This window comes from Candidatus Beckwithbacteria bacterium, from assembly GCA_026397255.1.
GTDB lineage: Bacteria > Patescibacteriota > Microgenomatia > UBA1400 > CG1-02-47-37 > JAPLVF01.
Map to the genome: position 1 here is coordinate 266,103 of JAPLVF010000013.1, position 22,178 is coordinate 288,280.

The 22,178-nt window shown below is 40.7% G+C and carries 21 protein-coding genes and 1 tRNA gene; 15 read left to right on the plus strand and 7 right to left on the minus strand.

Annotated elements, in window-relative coordinates; all coding sequences use genetic code 11:
* Nucleotides 1-8: 8 nt before the first annotated feature.
* Nucleotides 9-1,175: a glycosyltransferase family 87 protein gene (locus NTZ93_03910; protein ID MCX6816986.1), complete on the minus strand. Its 1,167-nt coding sequence runs from the start codon at nt 1,173-1,175 to the stop codon at nt 9-11.
* Nucleotides 1,176-1,190: 15 nt separating this feature from the next.
* On the opposite strand from NTZ93_03910, the gene NTZ93_03915 reads away from it, so the two are divergent.
* The gene (locus NTZ93_03915; protein ID MCX6816987.1) at nt 1,191-2,633 is read left to right on the plus strand and encodes a hypothetical protein; all 1,443 of its coding nucleotides are present in this window, start codon (nt 1,191-1,193) and stop codon (nt 2,631-2,633) included.
* On the opposite strand, the gene NTZ93_03920 is transcribed toward NTZ93_03915, so the two are convergent.
* Nucleotides 2,615-3,664, minus strand: a complete 1,050-nt coding sequence (locus NTZ93_03920) for an LCP family protein (protein ID MCX6816988.1) — start codon at nt 3,662-3,664, stop codon at nt 2,615-2,617. The genes NTZ93_03915 and NTZ93_03920 overlap by 19 nt on opposite strands.
* A gap of 14 nt (nt 3,665-3,678) precedes the next feature.
* On the opposite strand from NTZ93_03920, the gene NTZ93_03925 reads away from it, so the two are divergent.
* From NTZ93_03925 to NTZ93_03940, 4 genes are read left to right on the plus strand one after another with little or no spacing between them, the layout of a single operon-like run.
* Complete coding sequence (locus NTZ93_03925) at nt 3,679-5,418, plus strand: UvrD-helicase domain-containing protein (GenBank protein ID MCX6816989.1); 1,740 nt, start codon at nt 3,679-3,681, stop codon at nt 5,416-5,418.
* Nucleotides 5,408-6,445, plus strand: a complete 1,038-nt coding sequence (locus NTZ93_03930) for a peptidoglycan bridge formation glycyltransferase FemA/FemB family protein (GenBank protein ID MCX6816990.1) — start codon at nt 5,408-5,410, stop codon at nt 6,443-6,445. The genes NTZ93_03925 and NTZ93_03930 overlap by 11 nt, the downstream gene beginning before the upstream one ends.
* On the plus strand, nt 6,442-7,254 hold the full coding sequence (locus NTZ93_03935) for a peptidoglycan bridge formation glycyltransferase FemA/FemB family protein (GenBank protein MCX6816991.1): 813 nt from the start codon (nt 6,442-6,444) through the stop codon (nt 7,252-7,254). The genes NTZ93_03930 and NTZ93_03935 overlap by 4 nt, the downstream gene beginning before the upstream one ends.
* Complete coding sequence (locus NTZ93_03940; protein ID MCX6816992.1) at nt 7,236-7,700, plus strand: TrmH family RNA methyltransferase; 465 nt, start codon at nt 7,236-7,238, stop codon at nt 7,698-7,700. The genes NTZ93_03935 and NTZ93_03940 overlap by 19 nt, the downstream gene beginning before the upstream one ends.
* Here the strand turns inward: NTZ93_03940 and NTZ93_03945 are convergent.
* From NTZ93_03945 to NTZ93_03955, 3 genes are read right to left on the minus strand one after another with little or no spacing between them, the layout of a single operon-like run.
* Nucleotides 7,683-8,324 carry a hypothetical protein gene (locus NTZ93_03945; GenBank protein ID MCX6816993.1) on the minus strand — a complete coding sequence of 214 codons (642 nt, stop codon included), beginning with the start codon at nt 8,322-8,324 and terminating at the stop codon, nt 7,683-7,685. The genes NTZ93_03940 and NTZ93_03945 overlap by 18 nt on opposite strands.
* 16 nt (nt 8,325-8,340) lie before the next feature.
* Nucleotides 8,341-11,304, minus strand: coding sequence for an ATP-dependent DNA helicase (locus NTZ93_03950; GenBank protein MCX6816994.1), 2,964 nt, complete (start codon nt 11,302-11,304; stop codon nt 8,341-8,343).
* Nucleotides 11,301-12,320, minus strand: a complete 1,020-nt coding sequence (locus NTZ93_03955; GenBank protein ID MCX6816995.1) for a DNA recombination protein RmuC — start codon at nt 12,318-12,320, stop codon at nt 11,301-11,303. Before NTZ93_03955 ends, NTZ93_03950 begins: the two co-directional genes overlap by 4 nt.
* Before the next feature lie 15 nt (nt 12,321-12,335).
* Here NTZ93_03955 and NTZ93_03960 point away from each other — a divergent pair, with 15 nt between their 5' ends.
* From NTZ93_03960 to NTZ93_04000, 9 genes are read left to right on the plus strand one after another with little or no spacing between them, the layout of a single operon-like run.
* Nucleotides 12,336-12,662, plus strand: a complete 327-nt coding sequence (locus tag NTZ93_03960; GenBank protein MCX6816996.1) for a hypothetical protein — start codon at nt 12,336-12,338, stop codon at nt 12,660-12,662.
* A 48-nt stretch (nt 12,663-12,710) separates the two neighbouring features.
* Nucleotides 12,711-13,082: a Trp family transcriptional regulator gene (locus NTZ93_03965; GenBank protein MCX6816997.1), complete on the plus strand. Its 372-nt coding sequence runs from the start codon at nt 12,711-12,713 to the stop codon at nt 13,080-13,082.
* A 17-nt stretch (nt 13,083-13,099) separates the two neighbouring features.
* A complete protein-coding gene (locus NTZ93_03970; protein ID MCX6816998.1) occupies nt 13,100-14,515 on the plus strand; it encodes a methionine--tRNA ligase in 1,416 nt (471 codons plus the stop codon).
* 37 nt (nt 14,516-14,552) lie between these two features.
* Entirely contained in the window at nt 14,553-15,374 is an 822-nt protein-coding gene (locus tag NTZ93_03975; protein ID MCX6816999.1) for a TatD family hydrolase, read from the plus strand.
* On the plus strand, nt 15,371-16,858 hold the full coding sequence (locus NTZ93_03980) for a glycosyltransferase family 2 protein (protein ID MCX6817000.1): 1,488 nt from the start codon (nt 15,371-15,373) through the stop codon (nt 16,856-16,858). Before NTZ93_03975 ends, NTZ93_03980 begins: the two co-directional genes overlap by 4 nt.
* A gap of 19 nt (nt 16,859-16,877) precedes the next feature.
* Nucleotides 16,878-18,302 carry a hypothetical protein gene (locus NTZ93_03985; GenBank protein ID MCX6817001.1) on the plus strand — a complete coding sequence of 475 codons (1,425 nt, stop codon included), beginning with the start codon at nt 16,878-16,880 and terminating at the stop codon, nt 18,300-18,302.
* Complete coding sequence (locus NTZ93_03990; GenBank protein ID MCX6817002.1) at nt 18,299-18,682, plus strand: hypothetical protein; 384 nt, start codon at nt 18,299-18,301, stop codon at nt 18,680-18,682. Before NTZ93_03985 ends, NTZ93_03990 begins: the two co-directional genes overlap by 4 nt.
* Before the next feature lie 3 nt (nt 18,683-18,685).
* Complete coding sequence (locus NTZ93_03995) at nt 18,686-19,780, plus strand: MraY family glycosyltransferase (GenBank protein MCX6817003.1); 1,095 nt, start codon at nt 18,686-18,688, stop codon at nt 19,778-19,780.
* A complete protein-coding gene (locus NTZ93_04000) occupies nt 19,726-20,652 on the plus strand; it encodes a UbiA prenyltransferase family protein (protein MCX6817004.1) in 927 nt (308 codons plus the stop codon). The genes NTZ93_03995 and NTZ93_04000 overlap by 55 nt, the downstream gene beginning before the upstream one ends.
* A gap of 238 nt (nt 20,653-20,890) precedes the next feature.
* On the opposite strand, the gene NTZ93_04005 is transcribed toward NTZ93_04000, so the two are convergent.
* Both NTZ93_04005 and NTZ93_04010 read right to left on the minus strand, forming a co-directional pair.
* Entirely contained in the window at nt 20,891-21,139 is a 249-nt protein-coding gene (locus tag NTZ93_04005) for a hypothetical protein (GenBank protein ID MCX6817005.1), read from the minus strand.
* Between the two features lie 41 nt (nt 21,140-21,180).
* Complete coding sequence (locus tag NTZ93_04010) at nt 21,181-22,056, minus strand: PEGA domain-containing protein (protein ID MCX6817006.1); 876 nt, start codon at nt 22,054-22,056, stop codon at nt 21,181-21,183.
* 50 nt (nt 22,057-22,106) lie between these two features.
* Between NTZ93_04010 and NTZ93_04015 the strand changes: the two genes are divergently transcribed.
* Nucleotides 22,107-22,177 (plus strand) — tRNA-Cys (locus tag NTZ93_04015).
* Nucleotide 22,178 lies beyond the last annotated feature (1 nt).

Sequence of the window (22,178 nt, forward strand, 5' to 3'; positions counted from 1 at the left end):
GACAGCAGTTAAAGAAGATTACGCAGCAGCAGACAGTAAAAAACCGCATACTGCTGATTGTGCTGATAAAAATTTTCAATAAATTGGGTGTAAAACAAAGGGTAAACTAACTGGTCAAAAATAGCGATAAAGGCTAATAAAACAAACATTAATAAATATTTAAGCTTATTGTTTTTTTTGAACTCTAAAAACGGAAACAAAGATAAAAACCACCAAATATATTGCGGATTAAGATTTTTGGAAAAAACCAGAAAAATTAAAGTCAGGCAAAAAATAATGGCAAAATTGAATTGTTTAAAGTAAGATCTTTTAAACCACAAGAATAAATAAAATAAACCTACCGGCAGCAACCAGATTGAATTAAAAAACGGCAGCTTTAGGCTAGTAATAAAGTTTAAGTTAATTCCCCAAACTCCATAACCACCCAATGGGGGCGGTGGTTGATGAAATTTTAATAAAGAGGTTGCAGTTAAAAGGCTTGCAGGCACGCTTTCGATGCTGACATATTTATTTTTATGAAAGGCTAAGGTTTCAGCTATCTGTTCCCATCGCCCTCCGAAAGCAAAAAAGATTAAAACCGGTAAAATAATGGCGCCTAAATAAAATAAAATAAATTTTTTTAGTTTCGGCAGCTGATGGCGGTAAAGAAGAAATAAGTAGGGCAAAAAAATTATTGGGTAAATTTTAATACCGGTGGCCAAACCCAAAGCCAAGCCCGAAAAAGAGAGTTTCTGCTTCTGCCAAAAAATTAGGCCTAAAATTATTAAGAAAGCGGCAAAAGTATCAAAGCGAAATAAGCTGATTGGGCCGAAACATAAAATCAAGATTAAAAATTGCCATCGGCGGCGGGAAAGCAAAAAACTGATAAAAATAATTAATAAATTGAGCCAAATGACTGCTTTTAAATATAAGGCGTAGTTGAGCTTAGACCAGCCGGAAAAAATTGCCGGAAGAAAATTATAAAAAAGAGTGGCCGGTAGCAGTTCATTGTCTTTATAGCTTCCAAAAGAATTATGTTTAAAAAAGGCGGTTAAGCGCGTATACCAAACCCAAACATCTACCTGTAAATGGGCATTCCAAAGCGGATTTTGCGACTGAAAATAAAGAGCTAGAAAAACAAGTAAGCCTAAAACTCCCAACAAAATTGATTTTTTTCTGAGTAAAATATTAAGCATAACTAAAATTCTAGCATGAAAAAGATTATTGTAATCGCGATTTTTATTCTAGCCTTGGGGTTGAGAGTTTATAAATTGAGTTTGAGCCCGCCGGGATTGTATGCCGATGAGGCGTCCATCGGTTACAATGCCTACTCTATCTTGAAAACTGGGAAGGATGAACATGGAGTTGCCTGGCCAATATTTTTCCAGGCCTTTGGTGATTATAAAAATCCGGTATTTATTTATTCTTTGGCGCCGCTAATCAAGCTAAATGGTTTAAAACCAGAGACAATCCGCTTGGGAGCGGCTATCTGGGGCAGTCTGGCAATTCCCTTGTTAATGGCGGTGGCTTGGGCAGCGACGGCAAACTTTACTTTAAGCTGTTTGGCTGGAGTAGTTTTGGCCTTAATGCCGTGGCACCTCCATTACAGCCGGCTAGGTTTTGAAGCGATTACTTTGCCAACCTTAATGCTTTTATCTTTATGGTTATTTCTTAAATGGCTAAAAAATAAAAAAATTCTCGCGGGGATCGCTTTGGCGCTAAGTTTATTTTTAATGTTTTACAGTTATACCACTGCCCGCTTGTGGATGCCGCTATTGGGTTTGATTTTACTAATACTTTTTCGCAAACAACGGTTGAGTTTGACTAAAAAAATAGTTGTTTTTGATTCGCTGCTAATAATGTTTTTACCGCTTTTGATCTGGCTTAGACAATTTCCGGATAGTTTAACGGCACGGATGAATCAAATTGCCATTTGGGCAGATAAGCCCCCTTTGCAAAAAATGTGGCAACGTTTTTGGTCGACCTATGCCGGCCATTTTACTTTCAGCTGGCTTTTTTCCCGGGGCGACACAACCATCCGTCACTCCAGCGGCATCAGCTCAGAAATGCTGTTAAGTTTTGCCCCCTGGTTAATCATTGGTTTAATCATGCTAATAAAACAATGCCGCAAACAACCTTTTTGGCAGCTGACCTTAATTATGATCGGCCTATTCCCGTTAGCGGCGGCTTTAACCCAAACCAGCCCGATTGCCACCAGAACTTTACAAGCGACCCCATTTTTCAGCCTGGCAATTGCTTGGGGAATAATAAAATTAAAAAAGCCGTTGTTGATTATTTTGGCCTTGATAATTATCGGGTTGGAGTTCGGCCGTTATTACCGGGATTTAATTTATTTTTATCCAAAACGGGTGAGTCAACCGTGGGATGGTTTTGATAGCCAACTGGGCCCAGCCATTAAAACGGCTTACCAGAAAAGCCAAGAACAAAAAAAGCCATTATTTTTATCTAGTAAAATCGAGCAAGCTTATATTCAGGGTTTGTTTTTTACCCAAGCTGATCCCCGGCTCTGGCAGACAAAACATCAGACTCCATTTACGGTAGCTAAGTTTAAGGCAGTTAAAGCTGGTGAGATATGGGTGATTACCCGAGACGAATGTCCGCAAAAAGATAAAGATTATTGCGTTTTATTCTGATAAAGAAGTTCGGAAACGTAAGAATAGACAGACTGCCAGTTATTGTTAACCGGCAACAAGACCCACTGGCCGTAAAGACTACTGGGCGGATTGTATAAAAGAGCGGGAATATCTTCGCTGCTGCTGCCTTGGTCAACGATCCCGGTGCGCAGACTGGAAGATTTAACTCTTAAAACCAGCTTAACTAAATCAATATAGCTAGAGGTAGAAAGATCGGTTTTGACAGCATGCTTAAATTCTTGGTAAAGAGCTTTAAGCTTGGCAGGATTTAATAAAACGGAGGGTGATAACACTTTGTCTTTGAAGGCCAATAAAACCAATTGCTGGCGTTGGGCCCGGGCATAATCACTCCCTTCCTCTCCCTGGGAATAGCGGGAACGGACATATTTTAACGCCAGAGAACCATCCATGTGCTGTTGGCCGGGAGAAAAGGTTAAGGCTTCGTAGCGGCTGGATTCGGGTTCGGCGGTTTCTTTGCCCGGAACCGGATACTGCGGGTCGGTAAAACCATGAAGAACATTAAGATCAATTCCGCCCACAATATCGATGGCTCTTTCAAAACCGGAGAAATCCAGAAGAACAGCGTAATGGACCGGCTGGTTAATAATCTCGGAAACAGCACTTTTAGCCAAAACCAGGCCGCCGCCCAACTGCTTGGCTTCACCAAATTCGTAGGCAGTATTAATTTTAGCGGATAGGGATTCTATCCAAATATCGCGCGGCAAAGAAATAAGAACCGTATCCGAGTGAGTTAAATTAACAGAAATAAACATAATACTGTCGGTTAAGTCGGCGCCGGGATGATCGCCGCCGCCAATACCCAGAAGCAAAAAGTTGGTGCGGCCGCGAAAAGAATTAAGCTGAGTAATGGCCGGATTAATCAGAGAAAAAATTTTAGTCAGCGGCTTGGTTTTCGGGATAAACCAGATAAAAAATAGAATGATTAAACTAATAACCGCTAAATAAAAAACCGGCCGGAGAAAGAGAATAAATTGGTAAGTACGACGTTTTAATTTAGGCACTAAAGACATGTTATGATTCTAACATGAACCTAAACCAGCAACAAAAAAAGGCAGTGGAGTTTAAGGACGGTCCCTTATTAATTTTAGCGGGGGCCGGATCAGGGAAAACCCGGGCACTAACCTATCGGGCGGCTTATTTAATTAAAGAAAAAGGGATTGATCCCCAACGATTACTATTAGTGACTTTTACCAATAAAGCCGCCAAGGAAATGAAAGAACGGGTCAATAAATTAATCGGCGCTAACCTGCCCTGGGCAGGAACATTCCACGGTTTTTGCGCCCGGATATTAAGAATTGACGGGCAGGCCATAAACTTACCAAAAAATTTTGTAATTTTTGACGAAGATGATTCTTTGGCAACAATTAAACAGGCAATGGATAATTTAAAAATAGACAATAAGCTTTACCGGAAAAACAATATTAAGGCCTGTATTTCGGCAGCCAAAAACGAGTTAATTAACAGTCTTGAATATTCACAATTAGCCCGCGGAGTTTTTGGAGAAACGGTGGCTAAGGTTTTCCGTGAGTACCAAAGACTGTTGAAAGAATATCAAGCCCTGGATTTTGATGACTTATTAATGTTAGGGGTAAAACTATTAAAAGAAAGCGGACCGGTAGCCAAAAAATACCAAGAAAAATTCCAATACGTGTTAGTAGATGAGTACCAAGATACCAACAAGGCCCAGTATGAATTAACCAAGGCATTGGTAAAAAAATGGCGTAATTTAACGGCGGTCGGCGATTTTTCCCAAAGTATTTACTCATGGCGGGGAGCAGATTTTAGAAATCTGAATAATCTTCAGGTTGATTTTCCGGATTTAAAAATTATTAACTTGGAACAAAATTACCGCTCGACTAAAAATATTTTGGACGCGGCTAATCAAGTAATCAGTAAAAACAAATCCCACCCGATTTTAAAACTTTGGGCCAACAGCCAAGAGGGCCCAAAAATAAGAATTTTTGAGGCTGGTGACGAAAAGGAAGAAGCGGCGTTTATTGCTAAAGAAGTAAAAAAATTAAAATATAAAGATTGCGCGGTTTTATACCGAACCAATGCCCAGTCAAGAACAATTGAAGAGGCGTTTTTAAAAATTGGCATTCCTTATGTTTTAGTGGGCGGAGTAAAATTTTACTCGAGAAAAGAAATTAAAGATTGCTTGGCTTATCTAAGGTTTTTGGTGAACCCAAAAGACAAGGTTAGTTTTGACCGAATTGTTAAACTGGGGAAAAAACAATTGGACAAATTTCTGGAATGGAAAAGGCCAACATATTTAACGACCAGGAAAATTTTAGAAAAAATTTTAGAAATTACCGCATATTTAAAAAGATTTGACGAGAAAGACGAAGAAGATTTAGAAAGACTAGAAAATATTAAAGAATTAATGAGTGTGGCGGAAGAATACAGCGACTTAAATGAGTTTTTGCAAAATACGGCTTTGGTGGAAGAGGGAGATTCAATAAAAGAAAATAAAAACGCTGTCACCCTAATGACCTTGCATGCCTCTAAGGGATTGGAGTTTAAAAATGTGTTTATGATCGGAATGGAAGAAGGCCTATTCCCCCACGCCCGGTCGATGATGAACCGAGACGAAATGGAGGAAGAAAGACGGCTTTGCTATGTGGGGATGACCAGGACAAAAGAAAATTTATTTTTTTCTTATGCCCGGAAAAGACTATATTTTGGTTTCTTAGGCAGTAACGCCGTCAGCCGCTTCTTGGGCGATATTGAGGAAAATTTGCTAGAATCAATTAATGATTATTAGAGATATCAGTCAAGCCGACAAAGACGCTTTTAATCAAAAAGCCGGGCATCCGCTGCAAGCCTATGAATGGGGGCAATTCCGTGAATTAACCGGAGTGAAGGTAATCAGAAAAGGTATTTTTGAAGGGAAAAAATTAATTACCCCAATGCAAGTAACCATTCATCCCCTGCCTGCGCAGGCAGGTTTGCCAAAAATAAACTTGAATATTGGTTATTTTCCTAAAGGACCGATGCCGGATGAAACACAGCTTAAGGTTTTAAGGCAAATCGGGGAAGAAAATCGGTGCTTGTTTATTAAGCTGGAGCCAAATGTTCCCCGGGCTAGCGCCTCGGAGGCGATCGATAAATTTTTATTTGACCGCGGCTGCAAAAAAGGCCGGCCGATGTTTACCAAATATACCTTTGAATTAAATCTCAAAGAATCCGAGGAAACGCTCTTGAAAAACATGCATCCAAAAACCCGCTATAACATTAACTTGGCACAAAGAAAGGGCGTTAAGGTGGTGGCCGACAATTCCCAAAAGTCATTTAAGTGGTTTATAAAGCTACTGTTTGAAGAAACGGTCAAGCGGCAGGGTTTTTATAGCCATACGCCCGACTATTTTGCCAAAATGTGGCAAGTGTTAAAACCGACGGGGATGGCACAAATTTTGCGGGCAGAATATCAGGGAAAAATTTTGGCAACTTTTATGGTGTTTGTCTTTAACAACAAAATTTATTACCCTTACGGCGCTTCCACGCGCGAGGACAAAGAGTTAATGGCGCCGAATTTAGTCATGTGGGAAACAATCCGTTTGGGTAAAAAATTGAATTGTCAAAGTTTAGATATGTGGGGAGCATTGGGGCCGAAACCAAACCCCAAAGACCCCTGGTATGGTTTTCATCGGTTTAAACAAGGGTACGGAACAAATTTGATCGAGTTCTTGGGAAGTTATGATTTGGTGCTTAGGCCAAAGGCCTACGGGCTTTACCGAATAGCGGAAGAATTACGCTGGCTAGGCCTGAGATTAAAAGCAAAAATTAGATGAAGGAAACGGACTTAAGACAAAGCCGGGAATATGCTCAATATATGAAGGCACTGGGCTGGCAGACAGAAGCAGGGGCATTGATTAAAAAACTACCATTTGTCCCCTGGTCATTTATTAAAATTCAACGGCAAAAACGGAAAATCGATTTTGATAAAATGGCGAAAAAATATCGGGCGCTGCAAATTAAAATTGAGCCCCCTTGGGGTGATAAAACCGATTACGGTAAGTTTGGTTTTAGGCCGGATAATTCACCGATGCTGCCGACAAAAACGACTTGGCTGGATTTAACCAAAAGCGAAAGGCAATTATTGAAAGAAATGCATTACAAAACAAGATATAACATTAAGAAATTTTCAATCCGCCAGCTGGCGGACAGGTTTTCAATGATAAGTGGGGATAAAATAACAGAAAATCAACTACGGGAATTTTATGAGATTTACAGAAAAAATTACCAGAAACAAAAATTCTGGGGGTTAAACTTTAATCAATTAAAGTGTTTATTAAAGGCGTTTAAGTTAAAAAGTTATTTGTTGACGATAAAAAACTTAGGTGGGTTAATTATTTTAGTCCACAACAGTGTGGTTTACTATTCCCATAATGCCAGCACTCAGGAAGGCAGACAAAAATTTGCGCCGACAATTTTAATTTGGCAGGCAATTAAGTTAGCGAAAAAATTGTGTTTAAAAAGATTTGATTTTGAAGGAATTAATGACAAACGCTGGCCCGGCTTTACCAGGTTTAAAAGAAGTTTCGGCGGAAAAGAGATAGAATATAGAGGTAGTTTAAGTAAATGGTATTTATGTATTTAGCCTTGGAAAATATCCGCAGTCTTTATAATGTCGGGGCGATTTTCCGGACAGCCAGTTTTTTTGGGATAAAACATGTTTTATTGGTTGGGTATTCGGGTAGAAAGGCGGCTGGTCTTAATGAGTTGCACGAAAAAGTGAAAAAGACGGCCTTAGGAACGGAAAAAGATCTGGAAATTAAATTTTTAAAAAATTCTCAAGAATTAATTAAGTTTAGTCGGGATAACAAATTAAAAATAATCGCGATTGAACAGGATAAAAATAGCGTGGCGATTGACCACTGGCAGCCAAAGAAAAATTCAGTGCTTGTCCTGGGTAATGAAGTTAACGGGGTGAGTAAGGAAGTTTTGGCCGCGGCCGATGAAGTTGTGGAAATCCCCCGGTTGGGCAAAAAAGGGTCGTTAAATGTCAGCGTCGCGGCAGGAATTATCTTAGGCAGATGCTTGTAGATATGGATCAAGTTTAGCAGCAATAGCACTGGTGTCTGGTGATTTTTTAAAGTAACCAATTAGTTGTCTCACATCGGAATTCTCTAGTTGTTTTGTAGCTGTTTCAAAAAGTCTTCTCCCCATAGATTCTTCTGGACTGTCTTCTAGGCTCGTGCCGACATTTAAAGCGCATAATAAATTAAACCCTTCAGGAGTACTATATGCTTTGTCTGCATCCCACCCTTTAACGTCAAGTCCTAGAAATTCTTCAATTTTTTCTGATAATTTTCCGCCTGCTTCTACTGAGTTTAGGTGTTGAGTTAAACGATCATGCAGTCTTTCGTCAAAAAGAATGTTAAGACCATTACCTCTAAGATAACCTTTATAAAGCTCTGTCGATGGGTTTTCTGACTTAGGCAAAGTAGCTAAGGATACACCAAAATTAAAGGCTTCTTCAGGATTTTTAGAAATTATTTCCTGTAAAAACCCGTCATTTACTATCCAGGCTTGAATGGCAGCTTTAAGATTATGATTAGCCTCGTGATGAGTCCCGATTAATGAAACTAAAAGAGACCTAATTTCTGGCCGTTGCTCAACTGGAATATCTTTTATATCCTGAAAGATCGCTTCAACTAATTCAGTCATAAGTTGTTGTATTATATCACTTGATTAACTCCAGCTGTTTGGTTTTGGGGAGGCCGTCGGGCCAACAGTGGCGCTGAAATTCACAGCGGACACACTGGTGGTAATCAGTGGTGCGAATAAAGTTAAGGGCGCGAATTTCTTTCATGGCGCTAATAATGGTGGCGCGTAAATCTTTTAAGTCATCATCGGAAATTTTAAAAGATTCCTGCCGAAACTTACCGCTTTGTCGGTTAGGCTCGACAAAATCAATTTCTGCTTCGGTCACTTCCAGGCGGAAAGTTTGATCAAGTTTAGTTAACAGCTTGTAAAAAACCAGCTGGCGGTAATAGTCGCCTTGGGAGTTTTTAGTCTTGCCCATAATGGCGTTACGGGTTTGGGGTTGGCCGGTTTTGTAGTCAACCACCCGGACAGTTTTATTAACCATGTCAAGCGGGTCAATCCGGTCAATTTTCCCGGTTAAAGGAATATCTCCCAAAAAGGTCTTTGACCAACCGTAACCAAAAAATTTTTCAGTAAACATGGCTTTAATAAAATCATCCTGATAATAATCATAATAAGCGGTTAGAATTTTTGCCCCCTGTTTTAAGCGGCTGGCAGATTCGTTTTTATCCAACACTTCTGCTTCCAAGGCTTTAGTAAATTTATCCAAGAGGAATTGTTTGCTTGGGTGTTTGTCGTCGAGAATAAACTGACGGTGAAAATTTTCCAAGGCTTTGTGAACGGCCGTACCAAAAGACATAAAAGAAGCCTTGGCCCGGGGAACGCGAATCAAGTTATTAAGTTTAAACTTATAGGCACAGGTAAGAAAAGTGTTTAAAGCGGTAGGAGAAAGCTTAAAGTTTTTAACCAAATTGGCTAAAAATTCTTTTTCAGAAAAAGTTAGAGTTGGCTGACTAACCGGCTCTAAAAATTGACGCAAAATTCTGGCTTGATCTTGATTTAATTTTGGCAAAATTATTTTTTTAAATTTATCGGGAATTTCTGAGATAAACATGGTGGGGACAGCCTCGCTGACATGGCCGCTATTGGCATAGCGTTCGGCAAAAGAAATAAAGATTTTTTTCTTGGCCCGGGTAAGACTGACGTAAAATAAACGACGTTCATCTTCATTTTTTTCTTTTTTTTCTAAATCCGAATGGGTTAAGATTCCCGCGGGCAACTTAATTAATTCACGGGTCCGATTATTCCCCCATTTGCCATCAATGGCCTTAATAATAAAAACATAGTTCCATTCTTTGCCTTTGGCTTTATGGGCGGTGCTCAGAGTAACGGCGTTGGTTTTAATATCCAAATCAGCGGCGGAAATTTTTAAGTGATTAATTTCCATCAACTCCAATGATTTTAAAAATGAGTCCAGCTTTAAACTATGATCAGCATTATTAAGGCGCTTAATGGCGCTGAAAAAAGAATTAAGAATATTTAATTTAGCGGTGGCGTCAGGTTGGCTCAAAATCCAATCAAGAAAACCGCTTTGTTTAATTACCGTCTCGAAAAACTGAGAAAAAGTTAACTGGCTGTTTAATTCCTGCCACTGGCTTAATTGTTTCACAAACTCAATTAAACGTTCCGGTTGAGCCAAGCTTAAAGAGTGAAAATTGTCGGATAAAATCACGTCCACTAAAGACAAATTGGCCTTGCTGGCACGACGGCTGAGCTTAAGAATATCAAGAGAGTTAAATTTTAAAAATTCGTAGTGAAGCAGGGTGAATAAGTCCAGGTCTTCCAAGTTTTTGGGGCTTAAATTAATCGCTTTTAAAAGAGTTAACAACTTAACAATGGTCGGATCCTCCAGAACGTTGCCGCCGCCCTCAATGTCCGTAGGAATGCCCAACTTTGAAAAAAGATCGGCAATGTCCAGGGCGTCGGCATTATGACGGTATAAAACAGCAATTTCTTCCGGTTTAACTCCTTGGTTAATTAATTTTTTAATCCGGCGGCCGGCCCAGTAAAGCTCGACTATTTCCGAAGGCAAACGCACTAGATTAATTGGTAATTCCGGAGAAACTTTTTGGCTAATTAACTTGGATTTAGCGGTTTTTACTACGTCCTCGATTTTTAAATGATTTTTTTGAATTAAATGAAAACTGGTATCCAAAATTGTCTGAGTCGAACGGTAGTTTTGATCCAAGCTAATAATTTTGGCCTGAGGGTAAGTCTTGGTAAAAGAAACAATATTTTCCAGAGAAGCACCCTGAAAGCGAAAGATGGATTGATTGCTGTCGCCGACGACAAAAACATTAGCTTGATCCCCCCAGTAAGAAGCCAATAAATCAACGACTTGATTTTGGGCTGAGTTCGTATCCTGGTATTCATCGACCAAGAAATATTGCAATCGCTCCTGATAGATACGTAGCAAGGTTTGATCGCTTTTAAAGGCAGCGACAACCAGGTTAATCATGTCTTCAAAATCATAGCGGCCACGATCGATTAGAGCCTGCTGATACAAAGAATAAATTTTTAACAGCTCCGGCAATTTTTTATCTTTCTCGCTGGAAATGATTGATTTAAATTTTTCCGGGGAGACCGCTTCCCGCTTTAAATCCTGGATGGCTTTAATTAAGGCCGGCGTGTAATAAAAAGGTGTGTTGACAGGCTTTAAATAATCAAAGTTGTGGGAAGTTAAGATTTCGTGAAAGATTTCCACGCGCTCCAAATCGGACAAAGGTTCCATCTGGGGCGAAATGACGAAATGGTCGGGAAATTCCTGGATTACTGAAGAGCAAAAAGAATGAAAGGTAAAAATATTAACGTAATAAGCAGTCGGGCCAATGGTTTGTGTCAGACGTTCACGCATGGCCTTGGCACCGGATTCGGTAAAGGTTAGGGCTAAAATCGCATCGGGGGAAGTATCGGTCTTTTTCAAAATATTGGCGATCCGCTCGGCAATGATTTGAGTTTTGCCGGTTCCCGGACCGGCAATCACCATAACCGGGCCTTCAATTGTGTCGACGGCCAACTGCTGAGAGGAATTAAGCTTCATTTTAATTTGGGGATGTCGTCATCGGGAGTTAATTCACGGCTGGTACGAAGTTTTTGGCCAATGGAATTGTAGGCAGAATTGACCTCGGAAAATTTATTGTGGGCGTTAAGAATATGGCTGCCAAGAGTCACCAGTTTTTCTTCCACTTTTTCATAGTCGGTTTGGATGGCCCGCAAGAGGCTAAAAATTTCCCGGGATTTATGTTCGATTTTTTTACCCTCAAAAGATAAAAGAATCATCTGCAAATGGGCATAAAGGGTCGAGGGGGAAACCGGAAAAATCCGATTGCGTTTGGCAAAATCCATCACCTCAGTCAAGTTAACTAGTTCGTAATAAACCGCTTCGGAGGGAACATACATCAGGGCAAAATCCATGGTGCCTTCTTCCGGCAAAATATATTTTTGGGAAATGGCTTTAATATGTTTTTTAACATCGGCACTAAAGGCCCGGCGGGCTATTTCCTGATCGGATTTATCTTTAGCCTTAACAATTCTTTGAAAGTTTTCCATGGGGAATTTGGAGTCAATTGGCAAAATACCAGCATCGGTTTGAATGGCGGCATCGACTTTGTCACCGGACTTAAAAGAATACTGCAAATGAAAACTTTTTTTGGGAAACATCTGGCAAATTAAGTCTTTTAAAACCTGCTCACCGATATTCCCCCTTAATTTGGGTGAGCGTAAAAATTCGTTTAATTCTTTCATGGAGCGGGAAACCTCGGTAAACTCACCGGCTTCTTTTTGCAAACCGCCGATCACTTCCGCAGCTTTGTCTAAGCGTTTATTTAAAGTGTGGGAAGATTGTTGAAGCGTGTCAATCATGTGCTGATTGGAAGTTTGCAAAGAATCGGACAAAACTCTTTGTAAATCTTTAATGTCTTTTTGGGTGGATTTGGCCCATTCCATTAAAGTTAGGTCCTCTTTTTTTCTGGTTAAAAACCAAATAACGACAGCAAAGCCGATAACAATTAAGGCGGTAATTAAATAAATCTCTGGAGTCATGATTAATTCTAACATATACTAAAGATTAGAATGATTAAGAGGCGTAAAAACTATCTACCGACATTGCTGTTAGTTTTAATTCTGTGGGCGTTATTGGGTTTAATGCTTTATTTTGTCGAGCCGGCAATGGTAAAGGATATTTTAATACCGGGGTTGTATTTACCATTTTTCTTGTTGTTTTTTCCGGCGAGCAGTTTAACGTTAGGAATAATTTTTAACAACAGCCTGAGGGGGCTTTTGTTGGCCATTGGAATAACTGCCTGGTTAATTTTAAAAGTTTATCAACTGGATAATTGGCTGAATATAATTTTAATTTCGGGAATAATAATAACAGTTGACAGATATCTGTCCACATAGTTTAATTAATTAAAGAGCCGTCTTCATATAAATTTCGGCGAGCCAAGCATGCAGATATCAAAAAAGAACGTTAACAAACAAGTTGAAAAAAGAATTTTTAAATCGCTGTATCAAGTGTTGGCAGATTTAAGAAAACCGGACGAAGTAGAAAAATTTTTAGGCGATATTTTGAGCGAAACGGAAACAACGGTCTTGGCCAAAAGGTTGGGAATTGCCTGGTATCTTAATAAAAAGATGTCTTACGACCTGATCCGGAAAGATTTGAAAGTGTCTTCGGCGACCATTGCCACGGTCCGAAGCTGGCTAGAAAAAGACAGTGTGGGTTTAAAGCTGGCAATTAAGGCAATTGAGGCAGACGAGTGGGCCGGAGAGATGGCCAATAAAGTCAAGCAGTCGGTAAAAAAGATTTTTAAGAAATAATCAGCTAAAATAGGCTGATGCTAGATAAATTTTATGTGACCGCGGCGATTCCTTACGTCAACGGATTTCCCCACCTGGGGCATTCTTTGGAGTTTATCGTTACTGATGTCATTCAAAGATACCAAAAACTATTAGGTAAAGAGGTGTTTTGCGTGTCCGGATCAGATGAAAACGGGCAAAAAATTTTAGAGGCGGTGGCAAAAGAGGGTTTGAAACCGCAGGAATTAGCGGATAAAAATACTTTAAGATTTCAAGATCATGCCAAGCATTTAAACGTTCATTTTGATGTCTGGCGCAGGGCGACTGACCAAAAACTCCACTGGCCGGGGGTCAAAGAGTTGTGGCAAAGATGTATTAAAAGCGGAGATATTTACAAGAAAAAATACAGCGGGCTTTATTGTGTTGGCTGCGAACAGTTTTACACCAAAGACGAGCTTGTTAACGGTAAATGTCCGGAGCATAACCGGGTGCCGGAATTAATTGAAGAAGAAAATTATTTTTTTAAATTATCCAAGTATCAAAAACAATTGGAAGATTTAATTAAAAATGATGAATTAAAGGTGTTTCCGCAAATCCGCAAAAATGAAACCTTAGGTTTTATTAAACAAGGCCTGGAAGACTTTTCGGTTTCGAGACCAAAAGAGCGCTTGAGCGGCTGGGGCATTCCCGTTCCAAATGATCCAAAACAGGTAATGTATGTTTGGTTTGACGCCTTGACAGTTTATATGACGGCGGTGGGTTGGGGCTATGACCAAAAGTTATGGGACAAATGGTGGCCGGCGGATGTCCACGTGATTGGTAAGGGCATTTACCGCTTCCACACGGTTTACTGGCCGGCGATGCTGCTATCAGCTAAGCTCCCCTTACCGAAAGCGGTTTTGGTCCACGGCTACATTACCTCCGGAGGCCAGAAAATGGCTAAGTCATTAGGCAATACGATTGATCCGGAAGAGGTTTTAAACCAGTACGGTGTGGATGCTGTTAGGTATTTTTTACTTAAAGAAATTCCCACTCAATCTGACGGCGATTTTACTCACGAAAGATTTAAAGAAATATATAATGCTGATTTGGCTAATGGTTTGGGGAACTTGGTTTCCCGGGTGGCCAAAATGGCGGAAAAAGACGGTTTGAGCGGAATTAAAGATTATGTGAAGAAAATCACTATTAGCGATGACCTTAATCGTTATGAATTTAACCAGGCATTAATTAAATTGTGGGAAGAATTAAGAAGTTTAGACTTAGAAATTTCTCGGTTTGAGCCATGGAAGAAAACGGCTGCCGAGCGAAAAAATAAGTTAATTGAGCACTCCAAAAAGTTATTAAGCTTTTCCTGGCAGCTGCAGATATTTTTGCCGGAAACAGCCAAAAAAATTGAGAAAATATTCAGCGGGAGTAAAATAAAAATAGAAAAAGGTCTTTTTCTAAGGCTATAAAACGAAGTAATTAGGTTAGATAAGATATAATTAAGGCATGTTTGTCGATACGCATTGCCATTTGAATTTTGAGGCGTTTGCCAAAGACTGGCAGAGCGTGGTGGAAGAAGCCAAGCAATCAGGTGTGAGAAAAATGATCCTGGTCGGGACAGATATTAAAACCTGTCAAAAAGCCATCGAGATGGCGAGGGAAACGGCTGAGCTTTACGCCACCATCGGCTTTCATCCCCATCACGTTAAGTCTTTGGTCGGTCTTGCCTACGCCCGAGTCCAAATTTGCCAAATTACTGATCAATTAAAAAAACTGGGGAAAAATAAAAAAGTGGTGGCTATTGGTGAGTGCGGTCTGGATTATCATGTTTATCGGAAAACAAAATATTCTTCGGAGGTAACTGAAGAGGAAAAAACTTTGCAAAAACAATTGTTCGGGATGCAAACCCAGTTGGCAAAAGAGTTAAAATTACCGCTCATTATTCATAACCGCGAGGCCGGGGAGGAAACCCTGGATACTTTAAATCATTTTTGCAAGAATGACGGCAAATACCCCCGGGGTGTATTTCACTGTATCTCCGGCAGTAAAAAGTTGTTGAAAAAAATTCTGGAAATGGGATTTTTTGTTGGCGTGGATGGAAATATTACTTACAGCCAAGAAGTGCAGGAGTTAGCCAAAAATGCGCCCCTGGACAGAATTTTACTGGAAACTGACGCACCATATTTATCGCCCAAACACGACGGCAGCCGGAATTTTCCCCAAAGTGTTAAAATAGTCGCACAGTTTTTAGCGAAACTAAAAGGCACTTCAATTAATCAAATTGAGACGCAAACCACTAAAAACGCAGAAAAACTGTTTAAGTTATGAGGGGTTGGCTAGTAAACCACGAAAAAAAAGTCTTGCGGGCTTTAGAAATGATGCCGGGGTTAATTTCCTGGTCGTTGATTATCTTCCCTATCTGGGGGGCTTTTTTAGTCCCGACTCTGGTCGCATATTATATTATTGCTTTTGATGTTTACTGGCTTTACCGGTCAATTTGGACAGCCATGATGTCACTGTTGGCCCATTTTAGATTAAAAGCAGCTCAGGAATTTGACTGGTTAAAGGAAACCAAGTCGTTTTTGGATTGGCGGAAAGTTCATCACATTGTGGTAATCCCGACTTATAAAGAACCCGGGCATATTTTGGAAAGAACTTTAACGGCTTTGGCCAAACAAACATACCCACGAGAAAATTTAACGGTGGTCATGGCCTTTGAGGAAAGAGAAGGAGAAGAAGCCAGACAAAAAGCAAAACATTTGCAAAGAACTTACGGAAAAGAATTTGGAAATTTTTTAATAACTTTCCATCCGGATATCAGGGGCGAAGTTAAAGGGAAATCTTCCAATACAGCCTGGGGGGCAAAAATAGCCAAAAAAATGTTAGTGGATAAGCAAAAAGCGGACATTGATTATGTGACGATTACTTCCAATGATGCCGACGTCATCCTCCACCGACAATATTTTGCCTACTTAACCTTTAAATTTTTAGATGACCCGAGGCGGTATCAAAAAATCTGGCAATCGGCCATACAGTTTTATAACAATATTTGGCGATTGCCGGCAATCACCCGAGCCTACAACCGGGTGTCCAGCGTGGTTCAGACGGGCGTGTTAATGCGGCGTGACCGGCTGATGAATTTTTCCACCTATTCCATCAGTTTAAAACTGGTGGATAAAGTCGGCTATTGGGATGTGGACGTCATCCCGGAAGATTACCGGATGTTTTTTAAGATTTTTTATGCAATTAGGGGTAAGGTGGAAGTAGATCCAATCTTTTTACCTTCTTTTTGCGACGCGGCCGAATCAACCAGCTGGTGGAAAACAATGGTAAACCAATACGAACAGGTGAAACGCTGGTCTTGGGGGGTCAGCGACGATGCTTACATTATTTATAAATGGCTGACGGTGCCGAAAATGCCTTTTTGGGAAAAAACAATTAGGTCTTTATATGTGATTAAGGATCATATTTTGTGGCCGGTAAACTGGTTCGCGATTACCCTGGGGGCTAATATTCCTCCACTTTTGAATAAAGAGTTTGGGCGAACGATTATCGGGAAAACCTTACCGCAAGTGTCTTCAGGAATATTAACTTTGTCTTTGGTGGCCTTTGCGGCAATATTTTTCGTTGACTGGCAAGAAAAACCAAAAGCCCCCAAAGAATTAGCCTTGTGGAAAAAGATTTTCAGCCCGCTGGAATTTGTTTTGCTGCCGGTGGTGGGATTTTTCTTTACCGCCCTGCCGGGATTAGACGCACATACGCGACTGCTTTTGGGAAGATATCTGGAGTACCGGGTAACAGAAAAAGTGTAGGGGTAATGTACAATAAGCTATGTGGCAGAAGTTTGTTCATTGGATTGAGAAAAATGAGGGCTTAATTTTAATTTTATTGCTGGTGATAATTTTACGGATCCCCTCTTTATACGAACCATATTGGTACGGCGACGAGGGAATTTACCTGACCTTAGGGCAAGCGTTAAGAAAGGGGTTGGTGTGGTACCGGGATATTCACGATAATAAGCCGCCGATGCTTTACCTAGTGGCGGCTATGGCCGGTAATTTATTTTATTTTAGGTTAATTCTGCTGGTTTGGTTTGAGGCAACGGTGGTGGCCTTCTTCAGATTAATGCAGTTAATGCTGCCTGGCAAAAAAGCGGCCTGGTATTGGTCAACTTTGATGATGATTGGCTTAATCACTTTGGTTGAAGGAAATATTGCCAACGCGGAAATTTTTATGGCGTTACCCACAATTATCGGATTGCTGTTGGTTTTTGGGGGAAGACGGTTGTTAGCGGCAGGCTGTTTTTTCTCAATGGCGTTTTTATTTAAAGTGCCGGCAGGATTTGATTTTGGGGCGGTTTGGCTCTGGCTAATAATACTTGAAAAAAACAGACTTAAAAATGTTTTCCGGCTGTCACTGGGATTTATTTTGCCAATTTTGGGGACGATGGGGTATTACGCAATTGCCGGCGGCTTGGAGCCTTATGTCCGTTCGGCGCTCTTTCAAAATATCGGCTATTTAAGTTCCTGGAACAATAGCCAATCCGGTCTGGGCGGGCGGGCACTAATCCTGATCGTTTTGCTGGGGATAATCTTTATTTTAGCTAAAAAATTCAAACTAAAGACCAAGCTTAGCCTCACAATGATGTGGACGGTGATGGCTTTATTTGGGGCATTATTATCAGCCAGACCATATCCACATTACTTAATTCAACCAGCTATACCGGGAGCAATTTTAATCAGTTGGTTTATTTTTAGCCAAAAGAGGGTTGTCAGGCTGATGATTTTGGGCTTGGCTGGTGTCACGATTTTGGCATATTGGCAAATCCATTTTTGGGGTTACCCGATTTTGGCCTATTATAAAAATTTCGGTAATTACGTTTTAAAGAAAAAATCAACCGAGGATTATCGGAATTGGTTTGATGCAAAAGTTAATCAGAATTATAAAGTGGCAGCAGAGATAAAGGAAAAAACCTTAAAAGAAGAGCGCATTTTTATTTGGGGAGACGAACCGGGGATTTACGCCTTAGCGGAAAGGCTGCCCATTGGCCGCTACACGGTTGCCTATCATATAATTGATTTTAACGGCTTTAAAGAAACCATAGAGGCATGGGATAAACAACCGCCGAAAGTGGTGGTGGTAATGGAATATGAAAGCAAAAAATTTCCGGAAATGGATAGCCGACTAAGCACTAATTATGTTTTAACTAGTGAAATTAACCAGGCATTAATTTACCGCCGAGTCGAAACAAAATGAAAACACTGAAGCTGGATTTCAAGACAGTAAAAAAACAAGTGGATACTTTGGCTTCCGACAAGGCTGCAAAAAATGGTTTAAGGCTGCTTTTTGCGGCTCTGGGGGTGAGTTGGTTATGGCTAGGGGGCTGGTGGCATAAATTACCGCCGGAAGTGCCGTTGTTTTATAGCCTGGCTTATGGTGAGGGCCGGCTGGCCGACAGATGGGAATTATGGTTGTTGCCGGCCTTGATGCTCTTAGTTGATTTAATCTCGATTAAAGCAGCAGGAAATTTAATTGAAAAAGACAAATTACTGGCGCAAATATTAGTGTGGATAGCGGCAATCATAACGACCATGATGTTAATTGCTTTGGTAAAAATAGTTTTTTTAATTACCTGATTTATGCCCCTGATTCAATTAATTAAACCGTTAATTGTGGCTGTAATTTTAAGTTGGCTAAGTACCGGGGCAGTAATTAAAATTTATAAAAAATTGAATTGGCTGGATGATCCCAAAAAACAAAAACACCCTAAGGTGGTGCATCAATATCCGGTGCCAAGGGGTGGCGGTTTAGCTATTGCTTTGGCCATTATTAGCTGCAGTTTATTATTTCTGCCCTTAGATAAACATTTGACCGGTATTCTTTTGGGAACAGTGGTTTTGGCAGTCTTGGGGACAATTGACGATGTAAAAAACTTAAATCCATATAAACGGTTACTTTGGGGTTTCGTCGCGGCCGGCATAGTGGTAGCGGCCGGCATTGGCGTACCTTATATTTCCAACCCCTTGAAGGCCGGGGCAGTGATTGATTTATCCCAACCACAAGTCCAGGTTTTCTTTTTCGGAAAATTAAGAACCATCTGGGTTTTAGCTGACATCATGGCTTTAATCTGGATTGTAGGAACAATGAATTTTGTCAATTGGGCTAAGGGGGTAGACGGACAGTTGCCGGGAATTGTGGTGATCGCCGGAATTATTGTCGGTTTGTTAAGCTTAAAGTTTGCCGGGGATGTGACCCAATGGCCGGTAATTGTTTTGGCTTTGATTTTGGCCGGAGCTTATTTAGGATTTTTAGTTTGGAATTTTTATCCGCAGAAGATTATGCCGGGGTACGGCGGCGGGGCTTTGGCCGGTTATTTTTTGGCAGTGTTGGCGATTTTATCAGGAGCAAAAGTGGCCACGGCAATTTTGGTTTTAGGCGTACCGATGATTGATGCGATTTACAGTGTTTTAAGGCGGGTTTTGGCCGGAAAATCTCCGGTTTGGGGCGACCGGGGACACTTGCACCACAAATTAATGGATTTAGGTTGGGGGAAAAGGCGAATTGCTGTATTTTATTGGCTGGTATCCGGGGTTTTGGGTTGGTTAGCCCTGAAATTGAATAGTCAATATAAACTCTATACAATGATTTTATTAGGAGTAATTATCGGAGGAGCGCTTTTATGGTTGAATATGGCTACCTACTTCTTAAAGAAGCCCGGCCAAGACAAATCCTGAAAAATTTAGCCTTGTTCACCGGTTTAATATTTTCCGGATGGCTGTTTATCGCGGAAAAGTTTTGGATAGTGGCCATGTCTTTTGTAGTTTTTTCAATTCTGACCGGGTCGATTTATATTTTCAACGACATTATTGATATTAAGGCTGATAAAAACCATCCGTTTAAAAAATTCCGGCCCTTGGCGAGCGGTAAACTGCCGATTCCCATCGCCTTATTTTTTAGTCTGGCGGGAATATTAATCAGCCTAACCTTGGGTTGGTCACTGTCTTATTTTTTATTTTTAATTATGATCGGCTATATAGGATTGCAGCTACTATATACTTTGAGTTTTAAACATAAGCCTATTCTTGACGTGATGACGATTGCGATGGGGTTTGTGATCAGGGTTTACGGCGGCGCCCTGGTGATCAGCGCCCATTTGAATGTATGGCTGCTCTTATGTATTATTTCTTTCTCATTATTTTTGGCGATCGGAAAGAGGCGAAGTGAATTGACTTTATTACAAGGGCAGTCGGCCAGCCGCCTGGTTTTAGGACGATACCCAGAGAAACTACTGGATTTGTATACGGCGATGTTCGCCAATACCACCTGGTTGACTTACGCTCTATTTACTTTTATGTTTCCGGCGTTTGAATTTAAGGGCAGAGTCCTAACTTTGTTATCAACCCTACCCCACACTTTCCGCTCAGAAAAATGGCTAATGGCCACAATTCCTCTGGTAATTTACGGAGTTATGCGTTATTTGCAATTGATTTACGAGCGTAATGAAGGCGAATCGCCGGAAAAAATTCTCACTTCAGACAAAGGAATGTTAATCACGGTAGTGATTTGGGGATTGATGACAATCGGAATTCTTTACGGGTTAGGATAAAGATTTATTGATTAAATCGAAATGAATCTTCGACGGATTGAATCACGACCTCCCATGCATTTAAGTCATCTAAAGATATTCTGCTGAGTGATTTTGGTGAGTCAGGATTATTTATCTCATCTTGAGTGATAGATTTTTCTCCTTTTAGGGCTAAGCTTTTCCCAGAGACCGGAATTGAAACAATTATAGGAGTTGCCTCTTCTTCTATGCCAGCAATGGAAAATATTTGTACTTCTATTCAATCTATCTGTCTACTAATTTGTTTATGCTGTCTACTAATTTGTTTATGAAGGAGGGGGTATTTGGCTCTAGCAACTGGTGACAGCAACCCGTATAGCAGTTTATCCCCAAAATTCCGTTCATCAGGGATGGGTTGACCATGATCTAGTAATAACTTTCTGGCTTGCGCGGTAAGAGCCGTTATTTTCTCAACTTTTGGTTGATTTTCCTGATTGAAAGCCTTAGCTTCCTCTAGTAATAATCCCATACTATTCTCCTTGGGCAGGAAAATTAATAAATCGTGTTTTCTTACTCGTATTTTTCGGCGTACTTGCCGGAAATCCAGCCTTCTTTACCGGTAGCATATTCGATTTTGTACCAACCGGATTGGCTATCAACTAAAGGAAATTTCTGGCCATGGTCAACTTTGGTTAGTTCTTCGCCGCTGGTTGACGGCTCGCTTCTGACCCTTACCCAACCGGTATCAGGAGCGTTAATCTGAACGTAGGGCCGGGCCAGTTCAGCTGAACCGGTGGCGGTTTTGGGCGAGGGCTTGGGGGTGGCTTTAGGCGAGGCCGCCGGGGTGGCTTCAGGTATTTCTTCCTGAGGAGCAATCTCCGCCAAACGAGCTAACTGAACAGAAGCAATTAATTTATTCCCTTTAACGGTTTTGGCTTTAATAGTTTTATCCTTAAACCCAGGTGAGGAAATTAATAAAACGTGGTCACCTTCGGAAATTTTATCTAAAGAAATCGGGGCAAAGCCACGGGGTTCGCCGTCCAGATTAACCACGGCGCCGTCGGGAGTAGTCACGACAGAGATGGAACTAGAACTTTTATCGGCAATTGGTTCAAAAGACAAAATTTCGCCGGAAGACAAGTCGGCAGTTAAGGCTAATTCGCGATCAACCACAGTGAGAATGCCCGGGCTTAAAGTAACCCGTCCTTCCCAAGGATTCAGGGCTTGTCCGGAAGACTCAGGCACAATTTTTAAAACATAGTCGCCGGATTTTAATTTTTCGTTATAATAAGGCGTTTGGCCTAAATGCTGGCCGTCAAGAAAAACAGTCGCCTGGGGAGTAGTAGAAACAGAAAGGGCAGCCTGTTTCCGGCCGGGGAAAGTACAACCGGAGAAAAAAACTATAAACAGCAATAAGCAAGTAGTAAGTAGTGATTTTTTCAGCATCGGGAAAATTTTAACAATAAATCTGATAAAATACAAATAAGGTTTGTTATGGCCTGGTGTCCGAATAGCTAGGAAGCGGTCTGCAAAACCGCGTACGTGGGTGCAAATCCCGCCCAGGCCTC

Excerpts from the sequence above, each read along its gene's own strand:
- NTZ93_03975 (MCX6816999.1), top strand. The coding sequence starts at position 14,553 with ATGTTTGTCGATACGCATTGCCATTTGAATTTTGAGGCGTTTGCCAAA.
- NTZ93_03920 (MCX6816988.1), bottom strand. The coding sequence starts at position 3,664 with ATGTCTTTAGTGCCTAAATTAAAACGTCGTACTTACCAATTTATTCTC.
- NTZ93_03970 (MCX6816998.1), top strand. The coding sequence starts at position 13,100 with ATGCTAGATAAATTTTATGTGACCGCGGCGATTCCTTACGTCAACGGA.
- NTZ93_04000 (MCX6817004.1), top strand. The coding sequence starts at position 19,726 with ATGGTTGAATATGGCTACCTACTTCTTAAAGAAGCCCGGCCAAGACAA.
- NTZ93_03910 (MCX6816986.1), bottom strand. The coding sequence starts at position 1,175 with ATGCTTAATATTTTACTCAGAAAAAAATCAATTTTGTTGGGAGTTTTA.
- NTZ93_03925 (MCX6816989.1), top strand. The coding sequence starts at position 3,679 with ATGAACCTAAACCAGCAACAAAAAAAGGCAGTGGAGTTTAAGGACGGT.
- NTZ93_03985 (MCX6817001.1), top strand. The coding sequence starts at position 16,878 with ATGTGGCAGAAGTTTGTTCATTGGATTGAGAAAAATGAGGGCTTAATT.
- NTZ93_04010 (MCX6817006.1), bottom strand. The coding sequence starts at position 22,056 with ATGCTGAAAAAATCACTACTTACTACTTGCTTATTGCTGTTTATAGTT.
- NTZ93_03950 (MCX6816994.1), bottom strand. The coding sequence starts at position 11,304 with ATGAAGCTTAATTCCTCTCAGCAGTTGGCCGTCGACACAATTGAAGGC.
- NTZ93_03960 (MCX6816996.1), top strand. The coding sequence starts at position 12,336 with ATGATTAAGAGGCGTAAAAACTATCTACCGACATTGCTGTTAGTTTTA.
- NTZ93_04005 (MCX6817005.1), bottom strand. The coding sequence starts at position 21,139 with ATGGGATTATTACTAGAGGAAGCTAAGGCTTTCAATCAGGAAAATCAA.
- NTZ93_03965 (MCX6816997.1), top strand. The coding sequence starts at position 12,711 with ATGCAGATATCAAAAAAGAACGTTAACAAACAAGTTGAAAAAAGAATT.
- NTZ93_03930 (MCX6816990.1), top strand. The coding sequence starts at position 5,408 with ATGATTATTAGAGATATCAGTCAAGCCGACAAAGACGCTTTTAATCAA.
- NTZ93_03990 (MCX6817002.1), top strand. The coding sequence starts at position 18,299 with ATGAAAACACTGAAGCTGGATTTCAAGACAGTAAAAAAACAAGTGGAT.
- NTZ93_03940 (MCX6816992.1), top strand. The coding sequence starts at position 7,236 with ATGGTATTTATGTATTTAGCCTTGGAAAATATCCGCAGTCTTTATAAT.
- NTZ93_03955 (MCX6816995.1), bottom strand. The coding sequence starts at position 12,320 with ATGTTAGAATTAATCATGACTCCAGAGATTTATTTAATTACCGCCTTA.
- NTZ93_03945 (MCX6816993.1), bottom strand. The coding sequence starts at position 8,324 with ATGACTGAATTAGTTGAAGCGATCTTTCAGGATATAAAAGATATTCCA.
- NTZ93_03935 (MCX6816991.1), top strand. The coding sequence starts at position 6,442 with ATGAAGGAAACGGACTTAAGACAAAGCCGGGAATATGCTCAATATATG.
- NTZ93_03980 (MCX6817000.1), top strand. The coding sequence starts at position 15,371 with ATGAGGGGTTGGCTAGTAAACCACGAAAAAAAAGTCTTGCGGGCTTTA.
- NTZ93_03915 (MCX6816987.1), top strand. The coding sequence starts at position 1,191 with ATGAAAAAGATTATTGTAATCGCGATTTTTATTCTAGCCTTGGGGTTG.
- NTZ93_03995 (MCX6817003.1), top strand. The coding sequence starts at position 18,686 with ATGCCCCTGATTCAATTAATTAAACCGTTAATTGTGGCTGTAATTTTA.